General features: G+C 43.0%; 11 protein-coding genes. 8 read left to right on the top strand and 3 right to left on the bottom strand.

Translation table 11 applies throughout. The features are described from left to right. Positions 1-2 precede the first annotated feature (2 nt). Positions 3-455, top strand: coding sequence for an SsrA-binding protein (smpB, locus tag HMPREF9447_RS18535; protein ID WP_009131305.1), 453 nt, complete (start codon positions 3-5; stop codon positions 453-455). A 6-nt stretch (positions 456-461) separates the two neighbouring features. Continuing rightward, positions 462-3,212, top strand: a complete 2,751-nt coding sequence (gene metH / locus HMPREF9447_RS18530) for a methionine synthase (protein ID WP_009131304.1) — start codon at positions 462-464, stop codon at positions 3,210-3,212. A gap of 89 nt (positions 3,213-3,301) precedes the next feature. Here the strand turns inward: metH and HMPREF9447_RS18525 are convergent, their stop codons facing one another. Together HMPREF9447_RS18525 and udk are read right to left on the bottom strand one after the other, a co-directional pair. Continuing rightward, positions 3,302-4,693, bottom strand: a complete 1,392-nt coding sequence (locus HMPREF9447_RS18525; protein ID WP_009131303.1) for an MltF family protein — start codon at positions 4,691-4,693, stop codon at positions 3,302-3,304. Positions 4,694-4,720: 27 nt separating this feature from the next. Continuing rightward, positions 4,721-5,326, bottom strand: a complete 606-nt coding sequence (gene udk / locus HMPREF9447_RS18520; protein ID WP_009131302.1) for a uridine kinase — start codon at positions 5,324-5,326, stop codon at positions 4,721-4,723. Between the two features lie 100 nt (positions 5,327-5,426). Between udk and HMPREF9447_RS18515 the strand changes: the two genes are divergently transcribed. The 4 genes from HMPREF9447_RS18515 to HMPREF9447_RS18500 are packed head-to-tail and all read left to right on the top strand — an operon-like array spanning position 5,427 to position 9,826. Beyond that, the gene (locus HMPREF9447_RS18515) at positions 5,427-5,726 is read left to right on the top strand and encodes a Dabb family protein (RefSeq protein WP_009131301.1); all 300 of its coding nucleotides are present in this window, start codon (positions 5,427-5,429) and stop codon (positions 5,724-5,726) included. A gap of 28 nt (positions 5,727-5,754) precedes the next feature. Next, positions 5,755-7,812, top strand: a complete 2,058-nt coding sequence (locus HMPREF9447_RS18510) for a protein-disulfide reductase DsbD family protein (protein ID WP_009131300.1) — start codon at positions 5,755-5,757, stop codon at positions 7,810-7,812. 60 nt (positions 7,813-7,872) lie between these two features. Then, a complete protein-coding gene (locus HMPREF9447_RS18505; protein ID WP_009131299.1) occupies positions 7,873-8,532 on the top strand; it encodes a CatA-like O-acetyltransferase in 660 nt (219 codons plus the stop codon). Positions 8,533-8,551: 19 nt separating this feature from the next. Continuing rightward, positions 8,552-9,826, top strand: coding sequence for a histidine-type phosphatase (locus HMPREF9447_RS18500; RefSeq protein WP_009131298.1), 1,275 nt, complete (start codon positions 8,552-8,554; stop codon positions 9,824-9,826). An 80-nt stretch (positions 9,827-9,906) separates the two neighbouring features. Here the strand turns inward: HMPREF9447_RS18500 and HMPREF9447_RS18495 are convergent, their stop codons facing one another. After that, a complete protein-coding gene (locus HMPREF9447_RS18495) occupies positions 9,907-11,898 on the bottom strand; it encodes an LruC domain-containing protein (RefSeq protein WP_044138369.1) in 1,992 nt (663 codons plus the stop codon). A 266-nt stretch (positions 11,899-12,164) separates the two neighbouring features. Between HMPREF9447_RS18495 and HMPREF9447_RS18490 the strand changes: the two genes are divergently transcribed. Both HMPREF9447_RS18490 and HMPREF9447_RS18485 read left to right on the top strand, forming a co-directional pair. Then, positions 12,165-12,845, top strand: coding sequence for a DUF2490 domain-containing protein (locus HMPREF9447_RS18490; RefSeq protein ID WP_009131296.1), 681 nt, complete (start codon positions 12,165-12,167; stop codon positions 12,843-12,845). A gap of 247 nt (positions 12,846-13,092) precedes the next feature. Continuing rightward, the gene (locus tag HMPREF9447_RS18485; RefSeq protein WP_009131295.1) at positions 13,093-13,710 is read left to right on the top strand and encodes an RNA polymerase sigma-70 factor; all 618 of its coding nucleotides are present in this window, start codon (positions 13,093-13,095) and stop codon (positions 13,708-13,710) included. The last annotated feature ends 48 nt before the right edge of the window (positions 13,711-13,758 follow it).

Raw genomic sequence — 13,758 nt, 5'->3', positions numbered from 1 at the left:
TCATGAAACAAGCTCCTATCAATATAAAGAATAAGCGTGCTACATTCGACTATGAATTGACGGACACTTATACTGCTGGTATCGTGCTCACCGGTACGGAGATTAAATCAATCCGTATGGGCAAGGCAAGCCTTGTAGATACATTCTGCTATTTTGCCAACGGCGAGTTATGGGTAAAGAATATGCATATTGCCGAATACTTCTATGGCTCATACAACAACCATTCGGCACGCAGGGAGCGCAAACTCTTACTTACTAAGAAAGAACTTGATAAACTGGCGCGTGGAGCCAAAGATCCCGGCTTCACAATGGTTCCTGTACGTATGTTTATCAATGAAAAAGGACTTGCTAAAGTGGTGGTGGCTCTTGCAAAAGGTAAAAAACAATATGACAAGCGTGAAGCTTTGAAAGAAAAAGACGACAAGCGCGATATGGCGCGGATGTTTAAAAGATAATTTTAGATGAGTAAACTTGGCAGTTTGGTGCGTGAGCGCATCCTCATTTTAGATGGTGCTATGGGCACCATGATACAACAGTACAACTTAACAGAAGAAGATTTCAGGGGAGAACGCTTTGCAGACATCCCCGGACAACTCAAGGGAAATAATGACCTGCTTTGTCTGACACGTCCCGATGTGATACGAGATATACACCGCAAGTATCTCACTGCAGGTGCGGATATAATCGAAACCAATACATTCAGTTCCACCAGCGTCAGTATGGCCGATTATCATGTGCAACAGTATGTGCGTGAGATGAATCTTGCTGCCGTGAAACTGGCACGTGAAGTGGCGGATGAATTCTCTACACCGGATAAACCACGTTTTGTGGCCGGTTCCATCGGTCCTACCAATAAGACTTGCTCCATGAGTCCCGATGTGAACAATCCTGCCATGCGTGCGTTGACGTATGATGAACTTGCCGATGCCTATCGCGAGCAAATGGAAGCCTTGCTGGAAGGTGGGGTAGATGCTCTGCTGATAGAAACCATCTTCGATACGCTGAATGCTAAGGCAGCCATCTTTGCTGCAGAGAAGGCGATGGAGGCAACGGGCATTCAAGTGCCCGTCATGCTATCTGTTACCGTATCTGATACAGGTGGACGTACCCTTTCTGGACAGACTTTGGAGGCATTTCTAGCCTCCGTTCAACATGCTGACATTTTCTCGGTGGGTTTGAACTGTTCGTTCGGCGCCCGCCAGTTAAAACCTTTCCTGGAACAGCTTGCCGCTCGTGCTCCTTATTATATCAGTGCATATCCCAATGCGGGATTGCCTAACAGTCTCGGTCAGTACGACCAAACTCCCGCCGACATGGCGCATGAGGTGAAAGAATATATTCATGAAGGTTTGATAAATATTATCGGTGGTTGCTGCGGCACTACAGATGCATATATTGCCGAATATCCTGCCTTGGTGGCTGGTGCAGCCCCTCATATTCCCGCTCCGAAACCTGATAGCCTTTGGCTCTCCGGTCTGGAACTGCTGGAAGTAACCCCTGAAAAGAATTTCATCAATGTGGGCGAGCGCTGCAACGTTGCCGGCTCACGTAAGTTCCTGCGATTGATTAATGAGAAGAAATACGATGAAGCTCTCAGCATTGCCCGCCAACAGGTGGAAGATGGTGCGCAGGTCATTGATGTAAATATGGACGACGGTCTGCTGGATGCGCAGGCTGAAATGACAACCTTCCTCAATCTGATCGCTTCCGAGCCGGAAATAGCCCGTGTGCCTGTGATGATTGACTCTTCCAAATGGGATGTCATCGTTGCCGGATTAAAGTGTTTGCAAGGAAAGTCCATTGTAAATTCCATCTCTTTGAAAGAAGGAGAGGAGAAGTTCCTGGAGCATGCCCGTACAATTAAGCAATATGGTGCAGCGACCGTAGTGATGGCTTTTGATGAAAAAGGACAGGCAGATACTTATGAACGTAAGATTGAAGTGTGTGCCCGTGCCTATCAGCTTCTGGTTGAGAAAGTCGGCTTTAACCCTCACGATATTATTTTTGACCCTAACGTCCTTGCCGTTGCTACGGGTATGGACGAACATAACAACTATGCCGTAGACTTCATTCAGGCTACGGGCTGGATACGTAAGAATCTGCCCGGTGCACATGTCAGCGGTGGTGTCAGCAACCTTTCCTTCTCTTTCCGCGGAAATAATTATATCCGTGAAGCCATGCATGCGGTATTCCTTTATTACGCTATCCGCGAAGGAATGGATATGGGGATTGTTAATCCGGCTACGGCTGTGCTTTATACGGATATTCCCTCCGATGTGCTGGAACGTATAGAAGATGTGGTTCTGAACCGTCGCCCCGATGCTGCCGAGCGTTTGATAGAAACAGCCGAGCAACTGAAGGCTACTGCCGAACAACAGAAAGGTAATGTGTCTGATAAGCATGTTGCCCCACTTTCATGGCGCGATGGAACGAGTGTGGAAGAACGCTTGAAGTATGCTCTGACCAAGGGACTCGGTGATTATCTGGAAGAAGATCTGGCGGAAGCCCTGAAGCTCTATCCGAAAGCGGTTGATATAATTGAAGGTCCCCTGATGGCAGGTATGAACTATGTAGGGGAGTTATTTGGTGCCGGAAAGATGTTTTTGCCGCAGGTCGTGAAAACAGCTCGTACCATGAAGAAAGCCGTAGCTATTCTCCAACCTATAATTGAAGCCGAAAAACAGGAAGGTTCTTCCTCTGCCGGAAAGGTATTGCTTGCCACAGTGAAGGGTGACGTACATGACATTGGCAAGAACATTGTTTCTGTGGTAATGGCTTGTAATGGTTACGAAATTATAGACCTTGGTGTGATGGTGCCTGCCGAAACGATTGTTCAGCGTGCCCTGGAAGAGAAGGTGGATATGATTGGACTCAGCGGCTTAATCACTCCTTCACTGGAAGAGATGGTGCATGTGGCTATGGAATTGGAAAAAGTGGGTGCTGACATACCTTTATTGATAGGTGGTGCCACTACTTCTCAACTGCACACGGCATTGAAGATAGCTCCGGTATACCATGCTCCTGTAGTTCATTTGAAAGATGCTTCGCAGAATGCAACAGTTGCTGCCCGATTGATGAATCCGAAAACGAAAGAGGAACTAATGGAAAAATTAACCTCTGAGTATCAGCAGTTGCGTGAAAAGAATGCTACTCAAGCCCCGAAAATAGTATCTTTGGAAGAGGCACAGAAGAATAAGCTGAGTTTGTTTTAGGGAAAATATGAAATATTAATTATTAACCATGCGCTATTATAGCGCAGCCTTATACCTTATATTTAATAATTAATATTTTATACTTATCCCTATTTCTTAATCTTCTTCTTATACGTCTCATACCTCCCCATAATATCTCTCACGAAATTATATGTCTCTATTCCACGGAAATATCCGTTTTTGCAGACTGGGTCGGTGAAATATTCCTCGTTGCTTTTCAGCAAGATGAAGTTTTCTACATTATCTTTCCAGACATACTTGTTCTTTCCATATTTTTCGGCCAGTGCCATTGCGTCTTGCACATGCCCGATGCCCGAATTATAAGATGCAAGTACGAAATTGAGTCGTTCTTCCTGTGGTACGGATGAGAAGCTTTGGGCAGTGGCATTAATATACTTTATGGCAGCTTTTACACTTTCTTCCGGATTTTGTTCTTTTCCTTCAGGTATTCCCATGGCACGTGCCGTAGCGGGCATCAACTGCATCAAACCTCTGGCACCTGCCCACGATACGGCGGTTGTGTCAAAATTAGACTCCGTATAAGCCAACGAGGCCAGTAATCTCCAGTCCCAATCTATTTCCGAAGCATATTTCTTGAATAATTCATCAAAGTGTGAAATCTTTCCTTCCCGAAGAGACAGGATAGGAGTGTGTGGCGTAGCTTTACTGATTTCAAAATATCTTTTCATACTGGCTGTATAGGCAGGAGAAGTCATGTTTTCCTCATGCCATTTATTGGCAACCTCAGCCAGTTCGGGACTATCTTTACGTACTGCCCAGGAAGCCCTTTGGTCGAAACTGATGGATAACTTAATGTTCAGGTTGGGGTAATACGTAGTGTTGAGCTTGGCTACATCATTATCAGCAACCGTATAGGGAATTTTTCCCTGAGCCACTTGCGTGATAAGGTCTTCTGACGAAACACTATCATTAGTTACCTTATGGATATGGATGCCTCCACCCAGTTCTTTATCCAGATTTACCAGTCGGTCGTAATATTTCCCGGGTTTCACATAAATGTCTTTGCCGATCAGTTCCGTTACATCCGTCAGTGGTTTGGTTTTTCCACTTGAGCGTTGCACAATCACCTGATGCGTAATGACTTCCTCACCACAGTATATCAGACTGTCTTTCAGCTCTTTCGTGATAGGTACGTTGTAAGCTATAATATCTCCCTCACCTGCCAACAATTTCTTTATGAGTCCTTGTACGTTCCTTGCTACTACTACACGCAGCTTTACACCAAGGCTTTTGGCAAATTGCTCACTCAATTCATATTGAAAACCCATATCCTGCCCACGATAGTTAAAGTAGGATGTGGAACTGTATAAAGTCAGTACAACGAGCTCACCACTATCCTTTATCTGTTGCAAATCCCCCACGGCCTCCCCATCCATGGAAGCACGTTGTTTATTTCTGCACCCTGATAGCCAGCACAGACACAATAAAGCAATCAGAAAAATCTTAGCGGTTGCCCTCATCTATTTTTTAATTTTTAATTCTCAATTTTATAAGTGTTTCTTTATATACATAGTAAGAATGTCAATTGCTACCATATTGTTTCCACCTTCGGGTACAATTAAATCCGCATACCGTTTGCACGGCTCGATAAATTGCAAATGCATGGGTTTCAGAATGCGAGTGTAACGCTCCATTACCGCTTCCGCAGTACGTCCACGCTCTATCACATCTCGCTGTATCACGCGAATAAGCCGTTCGTCGGGATCAGCATCCACAAAAATCTTAAGGTCCATCATGCTGCGCAGCTTTTTGTCGCACAAGGCAAGAATACCTTCGATGATAACCACTTCCCGAGGTTCGATGTGAATGGTTTCCGGTTGGCGTGTACACGTCAGATACGAATAAGTGGGCTGTTCAATACTTTTTCCTTCGCGCAGCATGGCTACGTGCTTGGACAAAAGGCTCCACTCGAAAGCATCCGGGTGGTCAAAGTTGATGTTCTGTCGTTCTTCCACAGGCACGTGGCTGCTGTCCTTGTAATAAGAGTCCTGAGGCAACAATACCACTTCACCTGCCGGCAGGCTTTCGATAATTTTACGTACGACGGTGGTCTTTCCTGAACCTGTTCCGCCTGCAATTCCTATTATTAACATCCGTTTAAGTGTATATTTAAAACAAAACGAGTATTTTTGCGGTTAGAATTAATCGCTTCAGTTGACAAATATATAGATAAATCATTAAAATAACAAAGTTATGGTCAAACACATTGTATTATTTAAACTAAAAGACGAAGCACCGGCTGACAAAAAGCTGGCCGCTATGAATGATTTTAAAAGCGCTATAGAGGCTCTTCCTGCCAAAATATCTGTTATCCGGAAAATAGAAGTGGGATTGAATATGAATCCTGCCGAAACCTGGAGTATTGCGCTATACAGTGAGTTTGACACACTGGACGATGTGAAATACTACGCCACTCACCCCGAACATGTAGCGGCAGGCAAGTTGATTGCCGAAGTAAAAGAGAGTCGTGCATGTGTAGACTATGAGGAATAATTAAAAATTGAAAATTAAAAATTAAAGGATGAAGAAGATATTGTCCATTTGTTTGTTGCTCATTGCCGTTGTGGCACAGGCGCAGATACAAGAGCCCGTCAAGTTCAAGTCGGAACTGAAAACGCTTTCGGCGGGTGAAGCGGAAATTGTATTCACCGCTGCTATCGATAAAGGTTGGCATGTGTATTCTACCGACCTCGGTGATGGTGGTCCTATCTCGGCTACGTTCAATGTAGAGAAAATATCTGGTGCTACGGTCGTAGGAAAATTGCAGCCGAAAGGTAAAGAAATAGCTTCTTATGATAAATTGTTTGAGATGAACGTGCGCTATTTTGAAAGTACGGCGCAGTTTGTTCAGAAGTTGAAACTCACTGGTGGTGATTATCAGGTGCAGGGCTTCCTGGAATTCGGTGCTTGTAATGATGAAAACTGTTTGCCACCTACGCAGGTGGAATTTGATTTCACTGGTAAGGCGGAAGCTGCTAAGGGTGCAGTTGCTGCAACTCCTGCTGATAAAACAACGGCTCCCGTAGCTGAAACAAAACCGGAAGATCAACCGGCAACCCAGGCAGAAGCACCTGCGGACGCCGCTTCTGCCACTGTGATTGGTGGTGCGGATGGTCCGACAAACGTGGATGTCATGGAAAATATAGACTTGTGGAAACCAGTCATCTCCGATTTACAGTCTTTCGGTGAAACTACTTCACAAGAGGATATGTCATGGTTCTATATCTTTATCACCGGGTTCCTCGGCGGATTGTTGGCGTTGTTCACTCCTTGTGTATGGCCCATTATCCCGATGACGGTGAGTTTCTTCCTGAAACGTTCTAAGGATAAGAAGAAAGGTATTCGTGATGCCTGGACATATGGTGCTTCCATTGTAGTGATTTACGTTACATTGGGGCTGGCTATTACCTTGATCTTCGGTGCGAGTGCACTGAATGCGCTTTCCACGAATGCCGTGTTCAATATTCTTTTCTGTCTGATGTTGGTGGTGTTTGCTGCTTCCTTCTTCGGAGCTTTCGAGTTGACGTTGCCTTCTAAATGGAGCAATGCTGTCGATAGTAAGGCGGAAGCTACAAGTGGTTTGCTCAGTATCTTTTTGATGGCATTCACGCTTTCATTGGTATCTTTCTCTTGTACGGGACCTATTATCGGTTTCCTGCTTGTACAGGTATCCACAACGGGTAGTGTGGTGGCTCCGGCCATCGGTATGCTTGGTTTTGCTATTGCTCTGGCGTTGCCGTTCACACTGTTCGCTCTGTTCCCGTCCTGGTTGAAGTCTATGCCGAAATCGGGAGGTTGGATGAATGTTATCAAGGTTACCCTTGGTTTCCTGGAACTGGCTTTTGCATTGAAGTTCCTCTCCGTAGCCGATTTGGCTTATGGTTGGCGCATCCTCGACCGCGAAACATTCCTTGCATTGTGGATTGTGCTGTTTGCTTTACTGGGTTTCTATCTGTTGGGCAAAATCAAGTTCCCGCATGATGATGATGATACAAAAGTGGGAGTGGGGCGTTTTTTCATGGCACTCTTCTCACTTGCTTTCGCTGTATATATGGTTCCCGGCTTGTGGGGTGCCCCGTTGAAGGCAGTAAGCGCTTTTGCTCCGCCTATGCAGACGCAGGATTTCAATCTTTATAATAACGAGGTACATGCCAAGTTCGATGATTACGATCTCGGAATGGAATATGCCCGCCAACATGGCAAACCAGTGATGCTCGACTTCACCGGTTATGGTTGTGTGAACTGCCGTAAGATGGAACTTGCTGTGTGGACAGACTCCAAGGTGAGTGATATTATTAATAACGACTATGTGCTCATCACACTTTATGTAGATAATAAAACACCGCTGACTGAACCCGTAAAAGTGGTTGAGAATGGCAGAGAGCGTACTCTACGTACAGTAGGCGATAAATGGAGTTATCTGCAACGGGTTAAGTTCGGTGCAAATGCACAGCCGTTCTATGTACTGATAAATAATGAAGGTCGCCCGTTGAATAAATCTTATTCTTATGACGAGGACATTCCTAAGTATATCGAATTCTTACAAACCGGATTGGAGAACTATAAGAAAGGAAAATAATACTAACAGAATGCCTGGCCGACATCAACGACCGGGCATTTTTATTAACCCCAAATATTTATGAAACATATTGTAGACATTGACACATGGGAACGCCGGGATAATTATAACTTTTTCCGGGGTTTCGTGAATTCATGGTATTCAGTTACCACAGAGATTGATTGTACCGAAGCCAGTGCCACAGCCAGAGCTTCCGGTCATTCTTTTTTCCTCTATTATCTGTATGCTGTGGTGCGTTCAGCCAATGAGGTGCCGGAGCTCCGTTACCGTACGGATAAGAATGGAAAAGTTATCTTTCATGATGAGGTAGATATCATTTCTCCGATAGCCGTTCCAGGAAAGACTTTCTATACCGTTCGCATTCCTTATCATGAAGACTTCAAAAGCTTTTATGCCGAAGCTTATTCTCTGATAACCAATATCCCGGAAGATGGAGACCCTTATGGCGTTGAAAAAGTGTTGGGCGCACAGGGCGATTATGATATTGTTCATTTAAGTGCAGTGCCCAAGATGTTTTTCACATCTACCACTTACACATTGGCCGAAGCTGGCAACGGTTGCAGTTATCCACTGATGACTTCCGGTAAAGCCGTATCCCGCGAAGGACGTCTGGTATTTCCTCTTTCCATTTACGTTAATCATGCATTTGTGGATGGCTCACATTTGAGTTCATTTTTCCAGAAAATAGAAGAGCACCTGAAAAGAATTTCAGACGAATAAATCACATAAATAAAAAACTATGAAACGTTTTATCTTGCTGACCGTCCTCTGTTGTCTGGCACTCGGTATGAGTGCCCAGACAGCCAAAGAGGAAATCTTTGCCGATGTCCATCGTTCGGCAGCCAACTACTATGCCTATCCCCAGCCCTCGGCCGTGCAGACCGCACCTCCCGCCGGGTATAAGCCTTTCTATCTGAGCCACTATGCACGTCATGGTTCCCGCTATCTGATTAATCCTGCAGATTATGAAAAGCCGCTGGAGATACTTACTGAGGCTGATCGTAACAATGTACTTACGGAACTGGGACGCAAGACACTACTCATTGTAGATAGCGTTGCACATATGGCAAGAAGCAGGTACGGTGAGCTTACTCTGCTCGGTGCCCGCCAGCACCGTGGCATAGCTGAGAGAATGTTTCACAGTTTCCCTGAAGTCTTCCGTGGAGAAGCAGAGATAGACGCTCGTTCTACGGTTGTCATCCGTTGTATTCTTTCCATGACTGCCGAATGCCTGCAACTTCAATCTATGAATCCTAAACTGAAGTTTAGAAATGATGCTAGCTATCATGATATGTATTATCTGAACAATGACGACCTGTATTTCAAGGAGTTGCGTAAGGCGGACAAACTGAATCAGCTTAAGGTGGCTTTGAGAGAGAAGCATGTGCATCCGGAACGTCTCATGGCAGCATTATTCAACAATGCAGATTATGTGAAATGGAAAATAGATGCCGGCAAATTGATGACCAATCTCTTTGATCTGGCAAGCAATATGCAGAGTCTTGACACTGACCTGGAACTCTACTCTCTGTTCACTAAAGAAGAGTGTTATGATTTATGGCAGGTTAGCAATAAGAACTGGTATGTTTTTTATGGTCCTTCACCTCTTACAGGAGGAAAAATACCTTATCTGGAATCCAATCTGCTGGAAAGTTTTCTTAATGCGGCAGATACTTGCATTGTGAAAAAGGAAAATAGTGCTACTCTCCGTTTCGGTCATGAGTCCTGTCTACTTCCTTTGGCCTGTCTTATGGAATTGGGTGATTGCGGTTATCAGACTACTGATTTGAATAAGCTCGATGAAGTATGGCGCAACTACAAGATTTTCCCAATGGCAAGCAATATCCAGTTTGTCTTCTTCCGCAAAAAAGGGAGTGATGATATTTTGGTGAAGGTACTGCTGAATGAACAGGAGATGAAACTTCCGGTGGAGAGTGATATGGCTCCATATTATCATTGGAAGGATGTAGAAACTTATTATAGGAATAAGTTGGCTGCTTTCAAGAAAAACTAAAAAATATAGAGGGCTGAAATTCGATATTTCAGCCCTCTATATTTTAAGGAGTTTATAATCTAAGAATCAGATTACTTTTCTTATTTTTTATACCAATCTTTATTTTGGGTACCATTGCTTTCAACCCATCCGGAGTATCCGCTGTAAAGCATTTCAATAGCCGTTCTTTCATTTGCTTTATCCAGAATCTTACTCAAATCATTCTCGTCAGCTCCGCTGAGGAAGATGGCAAACGGGTAGGAACCATTACGCACATAGTAGATACCCTGTTCAGGTTTTGAAGCGTCATCATCTTGGCCAAAATAAGACATTTCCATTTTAGATGTCGGTTTATGTTTTGGAAGGTGTACTTCCCAACGTTTTCCACCATCTTCATTCTTGAAAATGAAAGCTTCTGCATCAGACTGCTGAGTGATTGGTGAACTGTAGTTGACGGTTACCTTGTATTCGTCTCCCAGATTGTCTCTCACATTGTTTGTCAATATGTATACATTGTCTGCTGACTCATACTGTAATTGAGCTTCTTTGAACTCTGTTTCTCCGGCTTTGCGAACAGCAAAAGTTGCAGAAGATACAGTACCATTAGATGTCAGTCTGAATGCCAGACCGTTGGCGTTTGTTGCCACGTTTGCAAAGGTTTTGAAGACGAAAGTTTCGCTATAAATCTTATTGTTTACATCAAAAATCTTTCCATAAGAATAGCGTGCCATAACGTCATTCATATCATAATCTCCTTTGCTAGGCCACAAATCTTCAAAAGTAAAGGTACCTTTCAATGAAGGTTGTACTGTAGTTTTGTCATCGTCAGGATCTACTTCGGGTACATCTGTAATGGCATCTACCGGATTCGATTTCATGGTCATCACAACGTCACTAAAGTTATGGTCCGTAGTGAAGTCTTCAAACGAAATCATTACCCAGTCACCATATTTATATACTGCCGTACGAGGTTCATTAAAAGCTACTCCTGCATTGTTCACGCTGAGGCCTTCTGATGTGGCTGCACGATACCTATTATCGCCAGTGAATCCTGACACACGATTGCTCCATGCATTATTGGCAAGAACAAAACCTATTCTGTATCCGGCAGGGAATGCATTAGTCCCATTCTCCATACTTCCTTTTGCTATTTCAGGATAATACTTCAGTTGAACAGGGGTTAATCTGTTTATACCGGCAGTTCGTTTGGCATTACCTGGATTATTTACCCACTGCCCATCTTGCGTATTAGGGAACAACATGATGATATGGGCGTCTTTCAGGCTTGCAGGTTTTTCTCCTTCTTTATAGTAATAATAACCCATAGAGCAGTTCCAGCAAGTATTTTGTCCAAGGTAAGTGACGGCTACTTCCGCATCTTTACTGATATACATATCCGAGTAGCTACGATATTCTTCCGGACAATCTTTATTGACGTTGATAACTCTTGTATGCGCGGTATAGAGATTATCATCTTTTGTCGCTGCTAATTTATCTCCTTTGTATACATAGTCTATTTCGCCATTCTTCCATTTATTATAGCTGCCTAACCATTTTTTCCAGCGTTCATCCTTGTATGCCGCCGGAGTACTTGTCGCTGGTGTTAGCATATAACTGTCATATTCTTTATTGGTTTCAGTGATTAAGCGGGTGTCTACATTTGTCACATCATCTGTAGCTTTGATGACTCCGTTGATGACCTCCGTTTCTATCAAAGTCCGTGCAAAGAATGCCGGGGTATAAATATATACTTTCTTCACATATGCGGGAAGTTCCACTTTTCCATTGAAAACGCTGTTGTTGTCAGTGTATGCAGCGAATAGAGGGGATACATCATCTCGCTTAATGTAGTTGTACTCACCAGGAGTAACGGGCATTTCATCATACAATTCAAAATAAACGTTAGCTTGTACTTCGCTGTTTAAATAGCTAACTTCCAAGTTAACTTCGCTTTGAACTGTTTCGTAGTCGAATTCGTTGAATTCTTTGTCGTTTTCTTTGGGACCCTGATAAACATTTTTATCGGCGCAGCTACTTAGGGCAAAAGTCAAAGTTGTAGTAAGTAGCATCATCCCTAATAGTCTTTTTCTCATAAATCGTAGTATTGGCATGAATGTTTTGCAAATATACAATTAATGAATGGATTTTATAACAAAATATATAATAATTTTGTTGTCTCGATTAAAAACATATCTATTGAATAGGTGTAAAATGTTAAATATAAAGGAATGAAACAATTGTTATCAGAGATATTTCAGTTTTTTCCCTGACTTGGATTGATATTGTTGTGGAAATGACTTTAGTATTACAGAATTATTACAGAATTTATCTTTAGCTTTGTGAACTCAAAAGAAAATGAATGAAAACAGTTAAGAATAATATGTTGAAAAGACGCTTTTTATTACCGAGATTTGCTTCTCTGTTGATTGTGCTATTCGTTATTTGCCTATTTCCTTTGAAGGCACAGGACAGTGATTTTGTAACTTGGAATAAGATGAAAGCCAGATATAATGTAACATCTAAGGTTGAACTTTATGGAGATGTGGAGATGCGTACCCGTGATGCATTGGATGAGATAGATCGTTGGGGATTTGGCGTAGGTGCTTCTGTTCGTCTTCTTTCATTTCTAAAAGCTGAAGGCGGTTACGAATTTCACTATCGTAATCGTGGTGAAGATATCTGGAAATCGCGGCATCGTTATCATGCAGGAGTTTCTGCCACTCTCAAAAAGCGCCAATGGACGTTTACCTTGCGCGAACGTTTCCAGCATACTTTCGATGGACGCGGGGCAGATGAATTCCGTCTTCGTACCCGCCTGAAGATAGCTTACAAGGTAACTACATGGTCACCATATGTTTCTTTAGAGCAATACCACGGTTTGGGGCAGGACGAATGGTTCCATGCCACTCGTTTTCGCGCTCGGGGTGGCGTGGAAGCAAGATTGTCTTCCCGCTGGACAGCAGATGTGTTCTATTGTTATCAGCACGAAAGTGATTTGGACAGGCATGTTCTGGGATGGGAACTGATTTACAGATTCTAAATAGCTGAATAATATGTATTAGCTGGTATATTCTCCTATACATTTTTCTTGAAGAATATCCTTCTCATGATAGGCCCTCTTATCTTTTTCCTCTGGAGATTGATTGATAATATTTCCGGTACAATTTGCATATCTTATAAAAAATGCCGAACATTGTATTTCGTTAACCGACTTCGGATATTTATATGTTTGTAATATTCCTGTAAGAAGTCCACCGTACTTTTATGCCCTAAATGATGGAAATGTTATGACAGAATTCACAGACGAGAAAGTATTATTATCAGAGATTAAGCAGAATAACAAGGATGCTTTCGAGTTTCTTTTTAAGAGATATTACCCTAGACTGCAAGGGTATGCTATCCGTTTTGTGGAAGATGAAGAAGTGGCACGAGACATTATTCAGGAGTGCTTCCTGAAGTTTTGGGAAAAGCGGGAATTGTTTTCTGCGGTATCTGTTACTTCGCTGTTGTTTGCTATGGTGCGCAACAGTTGCCTCAATTATCTCAAACACCTTTCAATTATTGAGAAACATCAGATAGAATATTTGGCAAATCAGGAAGGAGAAGAGAGGCTGTATTATGCCGACTTTGCGCTGGATGCTGAATACAGGCTGCTATATGATGAGTTGCAGGAACAAATCAAGATTGTGATAAACAATCTTCCGGAGCGCTGCCGCGAAGTCTTTATCATGAGCCGTTTTAAGAATCTGAAAAACCGGGAGATAGCGGATAAACTCAAAATCTCCACTACTGCGGTAGAAAAGCAAATAGCTAAGGCACTGAATAACTTCTCTAAACATTTCAAGGATAAGTATCCGCTGGATATTTATATTATGCTATTGGCTTGGGTGATTTTTAATGAATGAGAATATTTATGGTTGGTTGAAAAAGCAGGAAATAGATTTTTTTCTGCT

The sequence above is a fragment of the Bacteroides oleiciplenus YIT 12058 genome (genome assembly GCF_000315485.1).
Lineage (GTDB): Bacteria > Bacteroidota > Bacteroidia > Bacteroidales > Bacteroidaceae > Bacteroides > Bacteroides oleiciplenus.
The sequence above is the reverse complement of the archived record's forward strand: the minus strand, read 5'-3'. Positions and strand labels throughout refer to the sequence as shown.

Coding starts and splice junctions, on each gene's coding strand:
- smpB (WP_009131305.1), top strand. CDS start 3: ATGAAACAAGCTCCTATCAATATAAAGAATAAGCGTGCTACATTCGAC.
- metH (WP_009131304.1), top strand. CDS start 462: ATGAGTAAACTTGGCAGTTTGGTGCGTGAGCGCATCCTCATTTTAGAT.
- HMPREF9447_RS18525 (WP_009131303.1), bottom strand. CDS start 4,693: ATGAGGGCAACCGCTAAGATTTTTCTGATTGCTTTATTGTGTCTGTGC.
- udk (WP_009131302.1), bottom strand. CDS start 5,326: ATGTTAATAATAGGAATTGCAGGCGGAACAGGTTCAGGAAAGACCACC.
- HMPREF9447_RS18515 (WP_009131301.1), top strand. CDS start 5,427: ATGGTCAAACACATTGTATTATTTAAACTAAAAGACGAAGCACCGGCT.
- HMPREF9447_RS18510 (WP_009131300.1), top strand. CDS start 5,755: ATGAAGAAGATATTGTCCATTTGTTTGTTGCTCATTGCCGTTGTGGCA.
- HMPREF9447_RS18505 (WP_009131299.1), top strand. CDS start 7,873: ATGAAACATATTGTAGACATTGACACATGGGAACGCCGGGATAATTAT.
- HMPREF9447_RS18500 (WP_009131298.1), top strand. CDS start 8,552: ATGAAACGTTTTATCTTGCTGACCGTCCTCTGTTGTCTGGCACTCGGT.
- HMPREF9447_RS18495 (WP_044138369.1), bottom strand. CDS start 11,898: ATGAGAAAAAGACTATTAGGGATGATGCTACTTACTACAACTTTGACT.
- HMPREF9447_RS18490 (WP_009131296.1), top strand. CDS start 12,165: ATGAAAACAGTTAAGAATAATATGTTGAAAAGACGCTTTTTATTACCG.
- HMPREF9447_RS18485 (WP_009131295.1), top strand. CDS start 13,093: ATGACAGAATTCACAGACGAGAAAGTATTATTATCAGAGATTAAGCAG.